The sequence below is a fragment of the Rhodococcus sp. IEGM 1330 genome, from assembly GCF_033142445.1.
In the GTDB taxonomy this organism is placed as follows: domain Bacteria; phylum Actinomycetota; class Actinomycetes; order Mycobacteriales; family Mycobacteriaceae; genus Rhodococcoides.
This window is the reverse complement of sequence record NZ_JAWLSB010000002.1, coordinates 547,742-564,851: the sequence shown is the minus strand read 5'-3', so window position 1 is coordinate 564,851 and position 17,110 is coordinate 547,742. Positions and strand designations below refer to the sequence as shown.

Here is a 17,110-nt window from a genome sequence, read left to right as displayed (position 1 = left end):
ACACGCACTCATGACTGATCACGACAACGCCTACGAGGGCCTCGTCGACGAGGATTCGCACGGGCAGTGGGCATTCGGGACTAGTTTCGACGACCCGCTCGCCGGTGTCGATACCACCGTCCCCGAGAACGTCGACCCGAAAGCCCTTGCCGCGTACTGCCTCATGCTCGGCGACGATGCGCTGATCAGCTCGCAGCGTCTGGCCGAGTGGAGCACTCGCGCACCGGAACTCGAAGAGGAAGTCGCACTGGCCAACGTCGGTCTCGATCTTCTCGGTCAGGCCCGGTTGCTCCTTGCCCGCGCCGCCAAGGCCGATCCGACGGTCGTGCCGTTCATCTCCGATACCTCGCCCGCACCGGCCGAGGATGCGCTCTCGTTCTTCCGCGACGAGGCCGACTTCCGGAACGTGCGACTCACCGAGCTCGACAACGGAGACTTCGCGAAATCCCAGGTCCGCCTGCTGGTATTCGCGACGTGGCGTCTCGCCGTCTTCACTCGTCTGCAGGATTCCCGTGATCCGGTGCTGGCCGCCGTGGCGAACAAGGGTGTCAAAGAGCTGACCTACCATCGTGACTACGCGGCACGCTGGGTCGTCACCCTCGGCTGTGGAACCGACGAATCGAAGCGACGAGTTCGCGAGGCGGTGACCAGAATCTGGCCGTACGTCTCGGAACTGTTCATCCCGACGGACGAGGAGATCGCACTCGACAAGGTCGGGGTCGCCGTCGATCCTCGCACTGTTCGCGAGGAGTTCGATTCCGTTCTCGCACAGGTGCTGCATGCAGCAGAATTGGAAGCGCCCGAGGGCAAGTCCGTCGGCACCATCGGCGGCCGCGGAGGCCGACGCGGAATCCACACCGAAGCGTTCGGGTCAATGATCGCCGAGATGCAGGTCGTGGCGAGAGCGCATCCGGAGGGGGTCTGGTGACCACACTCGAGAAAACCGCACGCGAGATCGCCGCCACCGTATTGGATCCCGAGATGCCACTGCTCACTCTCGACGATCTCGGCGTCCTACGCGACGTCGAGGTACGCGAGAACGGCAGTGTGCTCGTCACGATCACTCCGACGTACTCCGGATGCCCCGCGATGGCGACGATGCGTGACGACATCGCTCACAAACTCCAGGATCACGGTTACGCGGATGTCGAGATCGTCACCAGCCTCTCCCCCGCGTGGAGTACCGACTGGATCTCCGAGGAGGGCCTGCGCAAGCTTCGCGAGACCGGTTACTCCACACCAGGACCGGCTCCTGCCCGCGCATCGGGCCCGGTTCCGTTGACCCTGACCGTGAAGCCACGCCGAATCGACTGTCCTCAGTGCGGTTCTGCGAACACGCGTCTCACATCCGAATTCGGCGCAACGCTGTGCAAAGCCCAGTACCGGTGCGACGACTGCCTCGAACCCTTCGACCACGTGAAGGAAATCTGATGACCGTCACCGCAGAGCCGGAACTGAAGAACCTGCGCAACAAGCCCTTTCACACCCTGACGGTTGCCGACGTCGAATCCCTCTGCGACGACGCCGTCGCCGTCACGTTCGACGTGCCCGAACACCTCACGGACGAATTCGACTTTCGACCAGGGCAATCCCTGATGCTCAGTCGGACCGTGGATGGCGTCGAACATCGCCGTTCGTACTCGATCTGCGCGGCCGCAGGCACGCGACCGCGCGTCGGCGTTCGCGAGGTGACCGACGGTCTGTTCTCGTCATGGCTCGTCCACGAGGTCAAGGCGGGCGACCGTATCGACGTCCAAGGCCCGACCGGCAACTTTCATGCGGACCCGGCCGAGGCGGGCAGGCACGTTCTGATCGCAGCCGGCTCCGGAATCACGCCGATGCTCTCGATCGCAGCCTCCGTCCTTGCCAACCCGGGTGCCGAAGTTGTTCTGCTGTATGGCAATCGCCGGACGCGCACGGTGATGTTCGCCGAGGAGATCGCCGACCTGAAAGATCAGTACGGCAGTCGATTCGACGTCATCCATGTGCTCTCCCGCGAGCCCCGCGAGGTCGAGCTGTTCAGCGGCCGGCTCGACGCAGAGCGACTACGCGCGATCCTCGACACCGTCGTCCCGACGCCGGACATCGACCACTTCTGGCTGTGCGGTCCGTTCGGGATGGTGAACGACGCGCAGGACGTCCTGAAAGAACTCGGCGTCTCCAAGACCAACATTCACCACGAACTCTTCTACGTCGACGATGTTCCGCCACCACAGGAAAAGCATCGCGAACCCGGCGTGACCGGACCGAGCAGCGAGGTCACGATCACCCTCGACGGCCGCTCTGTGACGGGCGCTCTCCCCCAGGACGAGTCGATCCTCGATTCCGGCGAGCAGTTGCGCTCCGACCTTCCCTTCGCCTGCAAGGGCGGCGTGTGCGGCACCTGCCGCGCGAAGGTGACGAGCGGTGACGTGGACATGCGGCGCAACTACGCCCTCGAGGACAACGAGGTCGCTGCCGGCTTCGTGCTCACCTGCCAGACCTTCCCCCTCAGCGACACCGTGACCGTCGACTTCGACGCCTGATCCCCCGGAGACTGCCATGACCAGCGTCTTGTCCACCCCCACTGACACCCCCGACATCGAGTTCGCCTCCCGGGACCGCATCGAGTCCCTTCAACTCGAACGACTCCAGTGGTCGCTGCAACACGCGTACGACAACGTTGCGCACTACAAGAAGGCCTTCGACGACGCAGGGGTGCACCCAACCGATCTGAAGGACCTGTCGGACCTTGCGAAGTTCCCCTTCACCGCGAAGAAGGATCTCCGCGAGAACTATCCGTTCGGGATGTTCGCGGTTCCGCAGGACAAGGTCTCGCGTATCCACGCGTCCTCGGGAACGACCGGCAAAGCCACGGTCGTCGGCTACACCGCGAACGACATCAGCAACTGGGCCGACCTCATCGCCCGTAGCCTGCGCGCGGGTGGCGTCAAGCCGTCGGACAAGGTGCACGTCGCCTACGGCTACGGGCTCTTCACCGGCGGCCTCGGCGCGCACTACGGCGCAGAACGACTGGGCTGCACGGTGATTCCGATGTCCGGTGGCATGACCGATCGTCAAATCCAGCTCATCGAGGACTTCGAGCCCGACGCGATCATGGTCACGCCGTCCTACATGCTCACGATCGTGGATGCGATGGTGAAGAAGGGCATCGATCCGGCCAAGACCTCGCTGAAAACCGGAGTCTTCGGTGCGGAACCCTGGACCGAGGAGATGCGCAAGGAGATCGAGAAGACTCTGGACATGGACGCCGTCGACATCTACGGCCTCTCCGAGGTCATGGGACCGGGCGTCGCGATGGAATGCGTCGAAACCAAGGACGGACTGCACATCTGGGAGGATCATTTCTACCCGGAGGTCATCGACCCGGTGACCGGCGAAGTCCTGCCCGACGGCGAGGAGGGTGAACTGGTGTTCACGTCGCTGTCCAAGGAGGCGATGCCGATCATCCGCTACCGCACCCGCGACCTGACTCGTCTGCTGCCCGGCACGGCCCGCACGATGCGTCGGATGCAGAAGGTCACCGGCCGCACCGACGACATGATCATTCTGCGCGGAGTCAATCTCTTTCCGACGCAGATCGAGGAGCTGATCCTCACCGTGCCCGTGCTGGCACCGCAGTTCCAGTGTGTACTCGAACGCGCCGGACGCATGGATACGCTGACCGTCCTCGTCGAAGCCCGGCCCGACGCTGCGCTCGATACGCATCCGATCGCGGCGGCAACGCTGAAGAAGCTGGTCAAGGATCGCATCGGCGTCAGCGTTGCGGTCGACGTCGTCGCACCGGCCGCCCTCGAGCGTTCCATCGGTAAGGCCCGCCGTCTGATCGACAACCGTCCGACGGTATGACATGAGCCCGGTGGCACAGGATTTCGAGCAATGGCGCGAGAACGTCTCGACGGCGTTCGTGCCGCTCGACGCTGTGTCCACCGGGCCGTCGTCGTTCGAGGGCACGCTGGTGTCGTCGACTCTGGGATCGTTGCAACTGAGTGAGGTCGCGGGCCGTGAGGTCGATGTCCGACGCACTCGGGCCACCATCAAACGTGCCGACCCGGGCTTGATCAAGGTCGGCCTGCAAGTGGCCGGCCGCGGAACGCTGGTACAGAACGATCGGGAGGCCGTGCTGGAGCCGGGCGACTTCGCGGTATACGACACCAGTGCCCCGTACGATCTGCATTTCGTCGGAGACTTCGAGATGTTCGTGGTGATGTTCCCGCGCGACGCGCTCCGCATCGATTCCCGTGAGTTGACGACCGTCGCCGCGCGTCGCATCGAGGGCGATCACGGCGTCGGCGCGTTGGTGTCGCCGTTTTTGTTCAATTTGCGCCGCAACGCCGCCGACGGAACTCTGCCGACGACGCCGATGCTGGAGAACGCCGTCCTCGATCTGCTCTGCGCAGCCCTCGACGACGCCGCTCCCCACGATGCGCCCGGTTCCACGCTACTGATCGAGGCCAAGAGTCTCGTCGAGTCACATCTCGACGACCCGACGCTGTCCACCGCGTCTCTCGCTGCGCGCATGCATATTTCGGTGCGCTACCTGCAGAAGCTCTTCGAGTCCGACGGTCGTACGGTGGCCGGCTGGATCAGATCCAGGCGTCTCGATCGCTGTCACCGCGATCTCCGAGACCCCCGTTTCGCCGTGGACAGCATCGGAACCATCTGTGCGCGTCACGGTTTGATCGATTCCTCGAATTTCTCGAAGCTGTTCAAGGAGACGTACGGTATGTCGCCGCGCGCATACCGCGCCGGGTGAGCGGGAGGCCTCACGCCATCCCGGACGCAGCGAGTGGATCCCATCCCGCAGTCCGCATCAGATCGTGCATCTGCCGGCGACGTACACCTGTATTGCTTCCTTCGATGATCGGGTATGCAGTGGCGTCCGCGAGATACCGCAGTATCGGAAAGCTCGGATTGTATGCTTCGACGCCCACGATCTTGACCAGGTCGTTGATCACCGCGACTGCTGTCTCGGATCCGAAGATCTTGGCGTGCAACGCCATTTCGAGTGCGCTCGGATGTTGCGACATCACTGCATCGAGCGCGCGCCACGACAGCAGTCGAACCGCTTCGATCTTGCCTTTCGCGTCCGTGAGCACGTCGGCAACCGCTTGATGATCGATGATCGGCACCGCCCCGCCCCTCTTCTCCGACGTGGCGAATGCAAATGCCGCAGCGAAGGCCTGGCGCATGGCGGCGACGGAGAACGTTCCGATCGATGCACCGCTCGCCAAGAATGCGTTGCGAGTCAGGTGCACTCCCTGCCCTTCCGCGCCGATCAGGTTGGACTTCGGGATGCGGACGTTGTCGAATCTGACGCGCGAGGTCAGGCATCCCTTAAGGCCGGGTAGGTCGTACACCTCTTCCACCGAGAATCCGGTCGAGAGCTGTTCGCGCTCGACGACGATGATCGAGACGCCACCTGGAGTCCGACACACGACCGACATGATGTCCGGTCCCAATCCGTCCCACCCTCCCAGATGTGACGCCCAGACCTTCTCGCCGTTGAGAACCCAGTGATCGCCGTCGAGGATTGCGGTTGTCCGGGTCCCTTCGGCAGGCGGCGGCGCGTCGAAATTGGCACTGCCACCGGGCTCGCTGTACGCCATGGCCGCCACCGGGCTGCCGGAATCGACCAGAAACGGCGCGACGAAACGGGTGATCTGCTCCGGGGTCCCGGCCTCGTACACCGGAGCAAGAGCTATCAGGGGACCTGCCAGACTGATCGTGAAATCTGGACTCGCAGAGGCGAATTCCTCGACGAACAGCGCTGCGTCCACACCGCTGGAAGCGAGTCCACCGAAGGGTATCGGAATCAAGCCTTTCAGAAATCCCGCTTCCACCGCTTTCTCGAATACCGGTCGGGCCAACAGAGCGCGTTCCAGCGGGTCCGGCGTGGATCGCACCTGTGCAGCCAGGTCATGGAGATAGGTGTCGGCGAACTGACGCGCGCCCTTCTTCAGTGCTTCCTGCTGGTCGGTGAGATCGAAACTGATGGGCATGGGGCGTCCTCTTCCAGTCGGCGAGTTGCAGACTCCCATCTCACCGCCGGAGGGAGCCTATGGTCTTGCTGTGCAGCGCAAGACTCTGTGCCGGGTGCGCAACGTCCCCCGTGTCCTCACGCCTAGACGCGTGCCTGTGCCCGATAGTCACGTGCAGACATCGAGTACTTCTGCCGGAAGGCTCTACTGAACGAGCTCGCATCGATCATGCCGTGGCGCAGCGCAATACGCGAGATGCCGGCCGAGTTGTTCGGATCTCGCAGCACAGCGGCGATCGCAGCCAGTCGATGCTCACGCACCACCGTGGCGAACGACGCTCCCTTGGAAAATGCGTAGTGGACGGTCCGCGGCGACACGGACAACGCGCGCGCGACGACCGACACGGACAAGTCGGGGTCGCCCAGATGTGTACGGATGTATTCGGTCGCCGCCGCGGTGATCGAGCTCGACGAATCTGCGGCAGTTCCCCACGTTTCACCGAGAACTGCCGCCACCGTGGCGTAGAAGGCGCGCTCGAGATGTACGCCCGACGATGTCGACTCATCCGGAGTGAGCTCCCACAGAGCTTTCATTATCGACGTCAGTGCCAGGCCGGTACCCGCGCCCGTATCCAGCGATCGCCCGATCGTCGGTGCCTGCGCTAGGTCCGACTGCGCCAGGCAGCTGTGCGGGACCTGGTAGGACATGACGCGCCACGGACCCTCGTAGTCGAACCAGTACGGACGAGTGGTGTCCACAACAGTGAATTGACCGGGCACGACATTGACGGCACCTGCAGATTCCGTGCGAACCCGACAGGTACCCGCCAATTGAATGTTCACGAAGTAGACGCCTTCACCGGTGTGCGCTACTTCTGTCTCTCCGTGCGCGATGCGTTGCCCTACGGACTGGAGCACGGCGCGATTGGTCGACCCGAGTGGCCTCAATTCGACGCGGGCATCGAAACCGCCGTCGACGATCGACGCGGTCTCGGGTGTGAGTGGAGTGAACTCACGGCAGATCACCTCCCGCCACACCTCGAATCGATCGCTTCGACGGTGGGTGGACAAATCGTGCACGACCATGTCGACTCCGCTCGAATACCGATGACCTCCGCACGAGGCATGCACCGTCCATGGTGACGTCACCGCACTTCGGTGACGTCACCTCCACGTTTCGCGGGTGCAACACCCCTGTCCGTTCCCCTAGCTTCCCAGGATCAGATCCGAGGCCCGCTCGCCCACCATGATGGACGGTGCGTTGGTGTTGCCCGACGGAATCGTGGGCATGATCGACGCATCCGCGACCCGCAGCCCCTCGATGCCGCGTACCCGAAGGTCTGATCCGACAACAGCATCGACGTCCGATTCGGTGCCCATCTTGCAGGTGCCGACCTGGTGGTGGTACGTACCGGCGGTCTGTCGGACGTAGGCCCGCAGGTCGTCGCGGGTGCGCGCGCTCGGTCCCGGAACCACCTCCGCCTTGCGCCACGGCGCGAACGCGTCGGAGGCACCGATCTCGCGGCAGATCTCCACCGCGTCGACCATGGCTTCGAGGTCGTACGGATCGGCCAGAATGTTCGGATCTGCCATCGGCAGTTCGCTCGGGTCCGAGGACGCCAACCGCAGCGTTCCACGCGAACGCGGAGCCACGATTCCCGGCGCGATCGTGTAGCCGTTCTCGGGCACCGGGTATCCGTCTGCGGGATAGGGAATGTGCATGAACAGGGGCTGCAGATCGGGTGCAGCGCCGGCCCATCCGGTGCTGCGGGCATACAACTGCGCCTCGAGCAGGTTGTTCGTACCGGCTGCGAGCGGCTCGAGGGACTCGTAGATGTTGCTGAGCAGCAGGTGATCGTGCAGATTCTCGCCGACCCCGGGCAAGTCGACCAGGGTGCCGATCCCGTGTGCACCCAGATGATCGGACGGTCCGATTCCGCTGAGCATCAACGTCTTCGGCGAGCCGATAGCTCCGCCGCACAGGATCACCTCGTGATCGGCGAACGATCGCTCCAGCTCGGAACCGCCGCGGCTGTACTCGATTCCCACCGCGCGGCCGTTCTCGAGCACCACCTTGTGTACGAGCGCTCCGGTGGTGACGGTCAGGTCGGGATTGTTCAGTACCGGGCCGACGAAGCTCTTCCACGCGCTCATCCGTTCACCGTCGCGAGTGGTGGTGTGGTTGTAGCCGGCACCCACCATCTCGTCGGCGTTGAAGTCGTCGATCAGCTTGTGCCCGTGCTCGACGGCCGCGTCGACGAACGCCGCTGCCAGCGGGTGCGGGGTACCCATGATCGATACCGGCAGCGGGCCGTCGCCGCCGTGGAACTCGTTGGCACCGAGCTCGTGTGACTCCGAACGCTTGAACAGTGGCAGCACGTTCTCCCACGACCATCCGGTGTCACCGGTGGCCGTCGCCCACCCGTCGTAGTCGCTGGAATGACCACGCACGTAGATCATTCCGTTGAGGGACGAGCTGCCACCGAGTACGCGCCCGCGTGGCCAGAAGATTCGCCGATCGTTGGCGTGCTTCTGCGGGGTGGTGAACAGTCCCCAGTCCTGAGACCCGCCCAACAGCGTCGGCCAACCCTGCGGGGAGTGAATCGCCGGGTCGGTATCCACGGGCCCGGCCTCGATCACGTGCACGGTGTGTCCCGCGTCGAGAAGCCTCCTGGCGATGACACTTCCTGCTGACCCTGCTCCCACTACGATGTAATCCGTCGACATGCGCTGCCTCTTTCTGTTGTGACCGTCGACACAACAGTGGCCGAATCCGCGAGCACAAACATGTCGCTGCGCGCACACATTCTGGGTCAGATGCGCACCGGGAGCGGAGCCTGCAGGAGCGACCAAGTGTGGGGAGCCTCCATCAGAAGGCCATCGGTGCCATTCCCAGGATCATCAGTGCGGAACCTGCGGTCACTCGTCGTCCGGTCGGGTTGGTGCGCAGCAGGTGAATCGTCACGGCCATCCACCCCACCAGGAGCAGCGCGGCGATGATCCTCGGATCCGCCTCGACTCCGTGCCGGTGCTGCGTCGACGCCTGCGGTTCCGCGTGGGAGTGCATGGGCGGCAGCATCATGAGCAGCACGGCCATGCAGGTCAGGTCCACCGCACACGGAATCGATCGCGTTCTGTTGAGCCGGTCTGCGGTGACGTGTACGGCAGCCGCGACGAGAGCGAGTATCGATATCAGCGCCACCGATGGGTCAGTGCCGAACACCACCATGGCGGCCATGACGGTGCCCATGCACAGGTGAGCCCACCGGACCCGCCCCGTGTGGTTGCGGCGTCCGATCAGGGGAAGCACAGCACCCACCGCACCCACCGCCATCAGCACCGTCATGACCATCGGTATCAGCCCGTCGGTTCGAGAGTTCGATGCCGAGTCACTCGTGCCGTCGCTGTTCCTCCCGCGAAGAACGCCGCGACGACGATCAACAGCAGGGCGGCGAGCACTCCCGAACCCCCGATGAGCAGCGTGAAGTTGTCCAGCACGAGGCCGAGAATCGCCACCAGCCCTACGGTTCCGAGTGCCGGGGCCACAACGGTGTGCCAGGTGCGTGTATCCACGGTCGATCTACGGAAGAACGCGATGATCGCGCCGCCAGTGAGGATCATCAGAACCAGGATGCTCACGGTGGCCAGTCCAGACATCCACGTGAACAGTTGCAACACCGGGTCTGCGCCCGCTGCCGCGAAGATCACGAGAACCACTGCTGCCGAGGCGGTCTGGAACAGTGATCCCATGTGCGGGGAGCCGTGCCGAGAGTGGGTGCGCGCCAACATCGACGGGGCGACGCCCTTTCGGGCCAGTGCGAACACGTACCGTCCGATTGCGTTGTGGAACGCGAGCAGGGCGGCGAAGAGGCTGGTCACCAACATGATTTCCATGATGTCCGCCGACATCGGGCCCAAGTACTGGGCGGCAGCGACAAAGGTCAATCCCGCCGTGTCGTCGGCAGCGGCCTGCGCGACGGATGCACTGCCGAAGGCGAGCACCACGGCCCAACTCGACACCGCGTACACCAGTCCGATGGTGACGACAGCGGCGTAGGTCGCGATCGGAACGGTCCGGGTGGGGTTACGCGCTTCCTCGCCGTAGATCGCGGTGGCCTCGAAACCGATGAACGAGGCGATCGCGAACATCAGGGCGATTCCTGGCGATCCGCTGAAGAAGGCCGAGGGAGTGAACGATTCGACGTCGATGCCCGCGGCACCACCTTTGGCGAACACCGCGACCGACAGGATCACGATGATGCCGATCTCGAGCACCAGCAGTACTCCGAGCACCTTGGCACCGAGATCGATGCTGCGGTAGCCGAGCAGCGCCACGATCGCGACGAGACCGAGCGCCCACAACCACCACGGCAGGTCGGGTCCGCCGTACTTCACGACCAGGCTGTCGACGGTCGATGCGGCGAGACCGTAGATGCCCGCTTGAATGGCGGTGTACGTCAACAGCGCCAGGCCCGCGGCGCCGAGGCCCATGGTTCTCCCGAGCCCCTTCTCCACGTAGGCGTAGAACGCGCCGGTGTCGACCATGTGTCGGCTCATGGCCGCGTACCCGACGCTGAAGATCAGCAGGACGACTGCCGCGACGATGTAGGCGAGCGGAGCGCCAGCTCCGTTGCCTGTCGCGATCATGACCGGCAGGGCCCCACCGATGGCGGTCAACGGCGCTGCAGCGGCGATGACCAGGAATACGATCCCGACGACGCCGATGGAACCGCGGAGCGCGCCGGCCGTCGAATTCGATTGGTTCTCAGACATTCTGCTCACCGCTCTCGCAGCTCGAGGAGGCGCAGTGCGTGGAGGTCGTTCTCGGCACATCGAGGGTGGGGTTGCGATCGAAGAATCCTGCGGGCTTCAATTTGAAACCGGTGTAGTCCACCGGCATGATCGGCCAGTCCTCGGGTCTCGGGAAGTGAGTGAGCCCGAAGGTGTGCCACAGCACGATGTCCTCGTCGACGAGGCTGCGGTCTGCTCGGACGAACGCGGGCAGACCGGCTCCACCGTGGTGCTGGTTGACGAAATCACCTGCGGCATAACGCTCGTTTCGATCGAACTGCGTCACCCAGAGATGCTTGGTGGCGAACGTGGCGCGTCGCGCGATCGACGAGTTGTCGTCGGCGAGAAGCAGCGGCTGCCCCTCGGGGTGCAGCGTGTATCCGACGGGCTTTCCGAGCCGGCTCAGCGAGGTCGGATTGGTGACGTGCCAGACGCGGCCGACCGTGCCGTCGGCGATGCGTTGCGCCTCGGATTCCGCGGCCAGCGGGGTGTGTTGCAGAGCAAAAGCATTGCCGTGCAGGTTGTCCGGGCCCATCGGCACCCGGCGGGTCTCGATCTCCTCGACGGAGTTGCCGATGCCGTCGACCATCATGTCGAGTCGCGCACTGAACAGGTGCTGGTGGCACGGCGCTCCGAGTCCGGGGGCGATCTGCGTCGCGTACGGGTAGTCGCCGCCGGGATGACCCGAGGTGAACACGATTCCTGTTGCCTTGACCTCGAATTCGATGGTGCCGTCGAGGTAGAGGTACCAGAAGAATCCGTAGTCGTAGTTGCCGATGGTGGTGAAGAAGGAGATCACGAGTCTGCGCTGACGACGGGTCTCCTGCGATCCCGACCACAGATCGGTGTGCTTCCACAGCACCCCGAAATCCTCCTCGTGCATGCACACGGCGTTGGTCAGAGTTTTCGGGTTGCCGAATTCGTCGGCGATCACGGCGTCGAAGTACGTGATGTCTCCGACGCAGTCGCACCCTAGTTCGAGTGAGTTCGCGTACCGTCCCACCAGATACTCACCGGTGTCGAAGTAGTTCTGCCACGATCGCACGGGCGATGGATCACCATAGGGGACAACCATTTCCGCGATCGAAGCGCGGTGGATGATCGGCCGGACGGTACCGCCGTCCTCGAACCCGATCTGGTGCAGCACCAGACCTTCACGCACATCGAAGCCGACTCGGAAGGACCACTTCTCCCAGTCGACGCGATTGCCGCGCACCGTGAAGCTCGGACCCTCGGGTTGAATGATCTCGATCGGCTTCTGCGTGGTGCGCAGCGGGCCGGTGACGGACAGATCGTCGAAGTTTCCCGACTCCTCCGGGATGGGCACCACACCCAGGTCGACGACCTTGTCCACCGTCCGATTCATCACGTCCACGAACGCGACCAACCCGTCGATGGGATGGGCCCATGCGTGATCGGCAGGGTAGTCCTGCCGAAAAGCCAAGCCGCGCAGTATGCGTCGACCGTGCTCGCCCGGGTAGTCGAACACACCTGCCGACAGGGGTGCCACTCGAACGTCGGCTACGTCCAGTCCGCGCGCGGCCAGTGCGGCGAGCCAGTCCGGGTCGGTGGAGAGCACACTCTCGACGAGCTCGAACTCCTCGTCGAGCACCGGCATCTGGCCGTCGCGGATCGCGTCGAGCCGGGTGGAGCCGATCACCTGACGCTCGTCGAGAGAGACGAGAAGGTCGACGGCATCGGGTGTCGAGATGTCGTGCAAGAGCACCCGGAAGGTGCGGCGGGTGGTCGGTTCGGCGACGTACAACTCGGCCTTGTCCGGTTCGTCCAGTCCGACGTAGACGAACCTGGTTGCGGCGGTGACGAATCCGGCGGCGTCGACGATGTCTCGAACCTGTGCGATCTCGTCTTCGGTGGGCAACGACAAGGCGTGGTCGATTGCGTGGGGCGTGAGGGTTGGCATGGGTGTTCCTCGAGGTCGGGTGTTGGTTCTACAGACGTTGAATAACGAAGGCATGCGTGGAGACACGAGTCGCCCGCACACAGGGTGGCTACAGCTGAGCTATGAACCGGTCGAGCATCTCGAACTGCCGGTGGGCAGTGGTGTCGTCGGGGGTGAGCACGCCGAGAATCTGCATGCCGATCATCATGTTGAGCAACATTTCGACGGCGAGATCGACGTCGAAGTCGCCGGCGTCGCCTTCCGCGCGAGCCTGCTCGAGAAACTCCGCCATGCGCGCCCGCCACGACACCAGGGATCGACGGTTGGTGTCGTCCATGTGCTCGTCGTACATCGCACGCTGCCACAGCGAGACTGCAATTCTCGCCTCGAGCAGAGTCTCTTCGGTCGTCGGCATCACTTCTCTACAGAAGATGCGGAGGGCATCGAATCCCGTTGCATCGCCGAGGGCTTCGTCGATGCGGCGGTTGGTTGCCTCGAAGACGTGCTCGAATGCGGTTCGGAGAATCTCGTCCTTGCCCGCGAAGTAGTGGCTCAGCGCACCGTTCGTGTATCCCGCCTCGGTCGCGATGTCCCGCATGTTCGCGGCATCGATCCCCTTTGCGGCGATCAAACGCCAGGTTGCCGCGGTGATCGCGCGGCGGCGTTCGTCGTGATCCACGAGCTTCGGCACAGCCCTACGGTAGCGGCTCCCTGCTCGGACCTAGGGTTCGGGCATCGTCATCATCGCCTTCCGATCCGTTCGGCCGTTGTTCTACGTCCGTTGAACTAAATCTTGCGACCTGCTCGTTACGAATCGTGCTTCCTTCGGTAAACACCGCGTTACCCCAGGTGAGCGGAACTTCGTAGCAGGGGTCGAAGTTCCGTTCACCTGCGTCAGCTCTAGAGAACGATCGTGACGACCTTCTCCTCGGTGTTGGCCTCGATGCCGGCCCACCCGAGCTCACGGCCCGTGCCACTGGATTTCATACCGCCCCAGGGGAGCGCGGGATCGATTGCGGCCCAACCGTTCACCCACACCGCACCGGAGCGCACCCGTGCCGCGAGGGTATGTGCCCGGGATACGTCACGCGTCCAGATGCTCGCGGCCAGTCCGTACACCGTGCCGTTGGCGATGGCGATGGCCTCGTCGGCGGTGTCGAACGGAATCACCGTTCCGACGGGGCCGAAGATCTCCTCCTGCGCGATCTTCATGTCGTTGTCGGCATCGGCGAAGATCGTCGGCTCGACGAAATAGCCTGCACCGTCGGGGCGTCCGCCGCCGGCCGCCACTCGCGCTCCACCGTCGCGTCCGGCCTGGATGTACCCCAGCACGCTATCGCGCTGCTTCGCGTTGACCAGTGCCCCCATCGTCGTCGACGGATCGAACGGATCGCCCAGAACCTGAGCCGACGCCGCAGCGGCCAAACCGTCGACCACCTGCGAGTACAGCGAGCGGTGCACCAGCACTCGCGTCCCCGCGGCGCAGACCTGGCCCTGATTGAAGAACAGTCCCATCGCGGTTCCGTTGATCGCCGCCTCGAGATCCGCGTCCTCGAGAATGATCTGCGGGGACTTGCCGCCGAGCTCGAGCGTCGTCCGCTTGAACGTGTCGGCAGCTTTCTTCGCGATGAGCTTGCCGACCCGAGGGCTTCCGGTGAAGCTGATCTTGTCGACGTCAGGATGCCCGACCAACGCGTCGCCGGTCACCTCTCCCAGTCCTGGAACAACATTGACCACTCCGGCAGGTACGCCCGCCTCGTCGATCAGACGAGCCAGATGCAGGATGGACAACGGCGCGTCCTCCGGCGGCTTGACGACCACGGTGTTTCCGGTGGCCAACGCGGGCGCGAGCTTCCATGCGGCAATCATCAGCGGGGTGTTCCAGGGAACGATCATGCCGATGACGCCCACCGGCTCACGGACGGTGTACGAGTGCGTCGGCTGCCCGAAGTATCCCGCAGTAGGAATGGAGCTGCCGGTGATCTTGTCGGCCCAGCCGGCGAAGTGCCGGAACGTGGCTGCAGCATTGGGAATGTCGAGCATCGCCGGTTGACCCACCGGCTTGCCGACGTCGAGGGCCTCGAGTCGAGCGAGCAGGTCGCCGTCGCGCTCGATGAGATCGGCAATCCGGTTGAGCAGCTTCCCGCGGACTGCTCCAGGAGTCGCGCCCCACTCACCACCGAGCTGGGCACGGGCCGCGCGCACCGCTGCATCGACGTCCGACGCGGTGGCCGCAGCAACCTCGGCCAGTGGCTGTTCCGTCGTAGGGTTGATGTCGGTGAAGGTGCCTCCGTCGGATGCGCCGTGCCACTGCCCCGCGATGTAGAGCTCGGTGGCGGTGCCGGTCGGCAACGTCGGTGCGGCCGATTCCTGTACTGCAGTCATGTTTCTTGGCTCCTTCTCGGGTGCCGATCGCGGCACCTGTGGCGTGTCTGCTCTAGATTGCGCCCGCGCCTACGAGAAGGTCTTGTGTGAGCGCGCACACATTGTGCGACAGACGCGCACCGTCGCCGCCGAGGAGAACACGATCAAGGCGGGTCAGGTCCCGGGCTTGTCGCCGACGGCGAAGTCCTCGTGATCGACCAGCAGCGACAGCGATTCCCAGTTCTGCTGCACCGCCATGGCAGCACCGTCCACGTCCCCGTCGCTGCACAGCTCGATGATCCGTTCGTGTTGTGCAATCGAATCGCGGCCGACGAGGGATGCGAAGCGTAGGCGTTCGAGGCGACGCAGACTCGGCGTCACTTGATCCAGCACCGACACCACGACGTGATTCTGGCTCACTTCGACGGCAACGTTGTGGAAAGCGTCGTCGCTCGCCATCGCGACGTCCACATCGCCCCGTCCGAAGGCCGACGCGAATTCCTTGTTCGCCTGTTGCATGCGGGTGATGTCGTGTGTGCGCATGAGCGGGACTGCCGTGCGGACCGCGAGCGCATGCATGGACGAGGCGACTGCCTGCGCGTCGAGGACGGTCTTGCGTTCGATGGTGGACACGATCGTGGAGCGACCCGGTTGCGTGTGCACGAGGCCGGCCTGTTCCAGCCGTGCGATGGCATCGCGGATCGGGGTACGCGAGACGCCGAGCCACTGCTCGAGCTCGGAGTCGCGCAGCCTCTCACCCGGGGCCAAGGTGCCGTCGACGATCGCGTCCCGGATCGAGACGTAAGCATTCTCGCGAAGTAGCGAGCGCTTGTGCTTTCCGAGTTCGACGGGGACCGGCATGCAAAATATCGTAGCCCACCATCCTTCACCTTGACAGGATGCAGCATTCGGGATGCAATATATTGCACACTGCCGAAGCAGGACGATCAACTGCGCCTCGGTGAGACGACCGACCCCGAACCCCACCCCAGGAGACCCACGTGGCGATCGAAGACTTCGAACGTTATCCGCTCACATTCGGCCCGAGCCCCGTTCATCCGATGGAGCGGCTCACCGCTCACCTCGGCGGTGCCAAGATCTGGGCAAAGCGCGAGGACGTCAACGCGGGACTGGCGTACGGCGGCAACAAGACCCGCAAGTTGGAATACATCGTTCCCGACGCCCTCGCACAGGGCGCGGACACGCTCGTGTCGATCGGCGGCGTGCAGTCGAACCACACCCGCCAGGTCGCTGCCGTCGCTGCGAAGCTTGGCCTCAAAGCCGTTCTGGTACAGGAGAAATGGGTCGATTGGCCGGATTCGGTCAACGACAAGGTGGGCAATATTCTCCTCTCCCGGATCATGGGCGCGGACGTCCGACTCGACCCGTCGGGCTTCGGTATCGAGTTCAAGGACAGCTGGCAGAACGCCATTGCCGACGTCGAGCGCGCGGGCGGCAAGCCGTACGCGATCCCCGCGGGCGGCTCCGACCACAAACTCGGCGGCCTCGGCTTCGCGAACTGGGCCTACGAGGTGCAGAAGCAAGAAGCGGAGCTCGGCGTCTTCTTCGACACGATCGTCGTCTGCAGCGTGACCGGTTCGACCCACGCCGGCATGATCGCCGGCTTCGCGGGCCAGGACCGTCCGCGTCGCGTCATCGGTATCGACGCGTCGGCGAAGATAAAGCAGACCCGCGACCAGGTCGAGCGAATCGCCAGGAACACCGCCGAGCTCATCGGCTTGGACCGCCCCCTGCGCGACGACGAGATCACCGTGCTCGACGGCTGGGCCGGCGATTACTACGGCATCCCCGTCGAGTCCACCATCGAGGCCATCAAACTGACGGGCCGTCTCGAGGGCGTCATCATCGACCCTGTGTACGAGGGAAAGTCGATGGCAGGCCTGATCGACCTGGTTCAGCAGGGCGAGATCGGCAAGGACTCGAACGTCCTCTACGCACACCTCGGCGGCCAACCCGCCCTGAACGCCTACAGTGGAATCTTCTGACGTCGGCGATACTCGACAGCCCGGGGCCTCGATCGCGATCCGATCCCGGCCCCGGGCTCTTCTGCGTGG

15 protein-coding genes are annotated in these 17,110 nt (G+C 64.2%); 6 read left to right on the top strand and 9 right to left on the bottom strand.

The genetic code is table 11. The annotated features are described in order from the left end of the window. Positions 1-10 precede the first annotated feature (10 nt). The 5 genes from paaC to R4P57_RS07535 are packed head-to-tail and all read left to right on the top strand — an operon-like array spanning position 11 to position 4,756. The gene (gene paaC, locus R4P57_RS07555) at positions 11-928 is read left to right on the top strand and encodes a 1,2-phenylacetyl-CoA epoxidase subunit PaaC (protein WP_317802215.1); all 918 of its coding nucleotides are present in this window, start codon (positions 11-13) and stop codon (positions 926-928) included. Next, positions 922-1,431, top strand: a complete 510-nt coding sequence (gene paaD, locus R4P57_RS07550) for a 1,2-phenylacetyl-CoA epoxidase subunit PaaD (RefSeq protein ID WP_411742325.1) — start codon at positions 922-924, stop codon at positions 1,429-1,431. The genes paaC and paaD overlap by 7 nt, the downstream gene beginning before the upstream one ends. Beyond that, entirely contained in the window at positions 1,431-2,525 is a 1,095-nt protein-coding gene (gene paaE / locus R4P57_RS07545; RefSeq protein ID WP_317802213.1) for a 1,2-phenylacetyl-CoA epoxidase subunit PaaE, read from the top strand. Before paaD ends, paaE begins: the two co-directional genes overlap by 1 nt. Positions 2,526-2,541: 16 nt before the next feature. Continuing rightward, entirely contained in the window at positions 2,542-3,849 is a 1,308-nt protein-coding gene (paaK, locus tag R4P57_RS07540; RefSeq protein WP_317802212.1) for a phenylacetate--CoA ligase PaaK, read from the top strand. Between the two features lies 1 nt (position 3,850). Beyond that, positions 3,851-4,756 (top strand): helix-turn-helix domain-containing protein, encoded by a 906-nt coding sequence (locus R4P57_RS07535; protein ID WP_317802211.1) that lies wholly within the window; start codon positions 3,851-3,853, stop codon positions 4,754-4,756. A 10-nt stretch (positions 4,757-4,766) separates the two neighbouring features. Here R4P57_RS07535 and R4P57_RS07530 read toward each other — a convergent pair whose 3' ends face one another. The 9 genes from R4P57_RS07530 to R4P57_RS07490 all read right to left on the bottom strand — a co-directional run bounded on the left by R4P57_RS07530 (position 4,767) and on the right by R4P57_RS07490 (position 15,896). Continuing rightward, complete coding sequence (locus tag R4P57_RS07530; RefSeq protein WP_317802210.1) at positions 4,767-6,002, bottom strand: acyl-CoA dehydrogenase family protein; 1,236 nt, start codon at positions 6,000-6,002, stop codon at positions 4,767-4,769. A 122-nt stretch (positions 6,003-6,124) separates the two neighbouring features. After that, positions 6,125-7,066: a helix-turn-helix domain-containing protein gene (locus R4P57_RS07525; RefSeq protein ID WP_317802209.1), complete on the bottom strand. Its 942-nt coding sequence runs from the start codon at positions 7,064-7,066 to the stop codon at positions 6,125-6,127. A 120-nt stretch (positions 7,067-7,186) separates the two neighbouring features. Beyond that, positions 7,187-8,707, bottom strand: a complete 1,521-nt coding sequence (locus R4P57_RS07520; RefSeq protein ID WP_317802208.1) for a GMC family oxidoreductase — start codon at positions 8,705-8,707, stop codon at positions 7,187-7,189. Between the two features lie 142 nt (positions 8,708-8,849). After that, positions 8,850-9,326 (bottom strand): DUF5134 domain-containing protein, encoded by a 477-nt coding sequence (locus R4P57_RS07515; RefSeq protein WP_317802207.1) that lies wholly within the window; start codon positions 9,324-9,326, stop codon positions 8,850-8,852. Between the two features lie 11 nt (positions 9,327-9,337). Next, positions 9,338-10,753 carry an APC family permease gene (locus R4P57_RS07510; RefSeq protein WP_317802206.1) on the bottom strand — a complete coding sequence of 472 codons (1,416 nt, stop codon included), beginning with the start codon at positions 10,751-10,753 and terminating at the stop codon, positions 9,338-9,340. Next, complete coding sequence (locus R4P57_RS07505) at positions 10,746-12,692, bottom strand: primary-amine oxidase (protein ID WP_317802205.1); 1,947 nt, start codon at positions 12,690-12,692, stop codon at positions 10,746-10,748. Before R4P57_RS07505 ends, R4P57_RS07510 begins: the two co-directional genes overlap by 8 nt. 88 nt (positions 12,693-12,780) lie before the next feature. After that, positions 12,781-13,350, bottom strand: a complete 570-nt coding sequence (locus tag R4P57_RS07500; RefSeq protein WP_317802328.1) for a TetR/AcrR family transcriptional regulator — start codon at positions 13,348-13,350, stop codon at positions 12,781-12,783. 221 nt (positions 13,351-13,571) lie between these two features. Continuing rightward, the gene (styD, locus tag R4P57_RS07495) at positions 13,572-15,056 is read right to left on the bottom strand and encodes a phenylacetaldehyde dehydrogenase StyD (RefSeq protein WP_317802204.1); all 1,485 of its coding nucleotides are present in this window, start codon (positions 15,054-15,056) and stop codon (positions 13,572-13,574) included. A 153-nt stretch (positions 15,057-15,209) separates the two neighbouring features. Further along, positions 15,210-15,896 (bottom strand): GntR family transcriptional regulator, encoded by a 687-nt coding sequence (locus R4P57_RS07490; RefSeq protein WP_317802203.1) that lies wholly within the window; start codon positions 15,894-15,896, stop codon positions 15,210-15,212. Positions 15,897-16,036: 140 nt separating this feature from the next. On the opposite strand from R4P57_RS07490, the gene R4P57_RS07485 reads away from it, so the two are divergent. Then, the gene (locus tag R4P57_RS07485) at positions 16,037-17,041 is read left to right on the top strand and encodes a 1-aminocyclopropane-1-carboxylate deaminase (protein WP_317802202.1); all 1,005 of its coding nucleotides are present in this window, start codon (positions 16,037-16,039) and stop codon (positions 17,039-17,041) included. Positions 17,042-17,110 lie beyond the last annotated feature (69 nt).

Bases quoted from the DNA above. Each gene is read 5' to 3' on its own strand.
- paaC (WP_317802215.1), top strand. From the start codon at position 11: ATGACTGATCACGACAACGCCTACGAGGGCCTCGTCGACGAGGATTCG.
- paaE (WP_317802213.1), top strand. From the start codon at position 1,431: ATGACCGTCACCGCAGAGCCGGAACTGAAGAACCTGCGCAACAAGCCC.
- paaK (WP_317802212.1), top strand. From the start codon at position 2,542: ATGACCAGCGTCTTGTCCACCCCCACTGACACCCCCGACATCGAGTTC.
- R4P57_RS07535 (WP_317802211.1), top strand. From the start codon at position 3,851: ATGAGCCCGGTGGCACAGGATTTCGAGCAATGGCGCGAGAACGTCTCG.
- R4P57_RS07530 (WP_317802210.1), bottom strand. From the start codon at position 6,002: ATGCCCATCAGTTTCGATCTCACCGACCAGCAGGAAGCACTGAAGAAG.
- R4P57_RS07525 (WP_317802209.1), bottom strand. From the start codon at position 7,066: ATGGTCGTGCACGATTTGTCCACCCACCGTCGAAGCGATCGATTCGAG.
- R4P57_RS07520 (WP_317802208.1), bottom strand. From the start codon at position 8,707: ATGTCGACGGATTACATCGTAGTGGGAGCAGGGTCAGCAGGAAGTGTC.
- R4P57_RS07515 (WP_317802207.1), bottom strand. From the start codon at position 9,326: ATGACGGTGCTGATGGCGGTGGGTGCGGTGGGTGCTGTGCTTCCCCTG.
- R4P57_RS07510 (WP_317802206.1), bottom strand. From the start codon at position 10,753: ATGTCTGAGAACCAATCGAATTCGACGGCCGGCGCGCTCCGCGGTTCC.
- R4P57_RS07505 (WP_317802205.1), bottom strand. From the start codon at position 12,692: ATGCCAACCCTCACGCCCCACGCAATCGACCACGCCTTGTCGTTGCCC.
- styD (WP_317802204.1), bottom strand. From the start codon at position 15,056: ATGACTGCAGTACAGGAATCGGCCGCACCGACGTTGCCGACCGGCACC.
- R4P57_RS07490 (WP_317802203.1), bottom strand. From the start codon at position 15,896: ATGCCGGTCCCCGTCGAACTCGGAAAGCACAAGCGCTCGCTACTTCGC.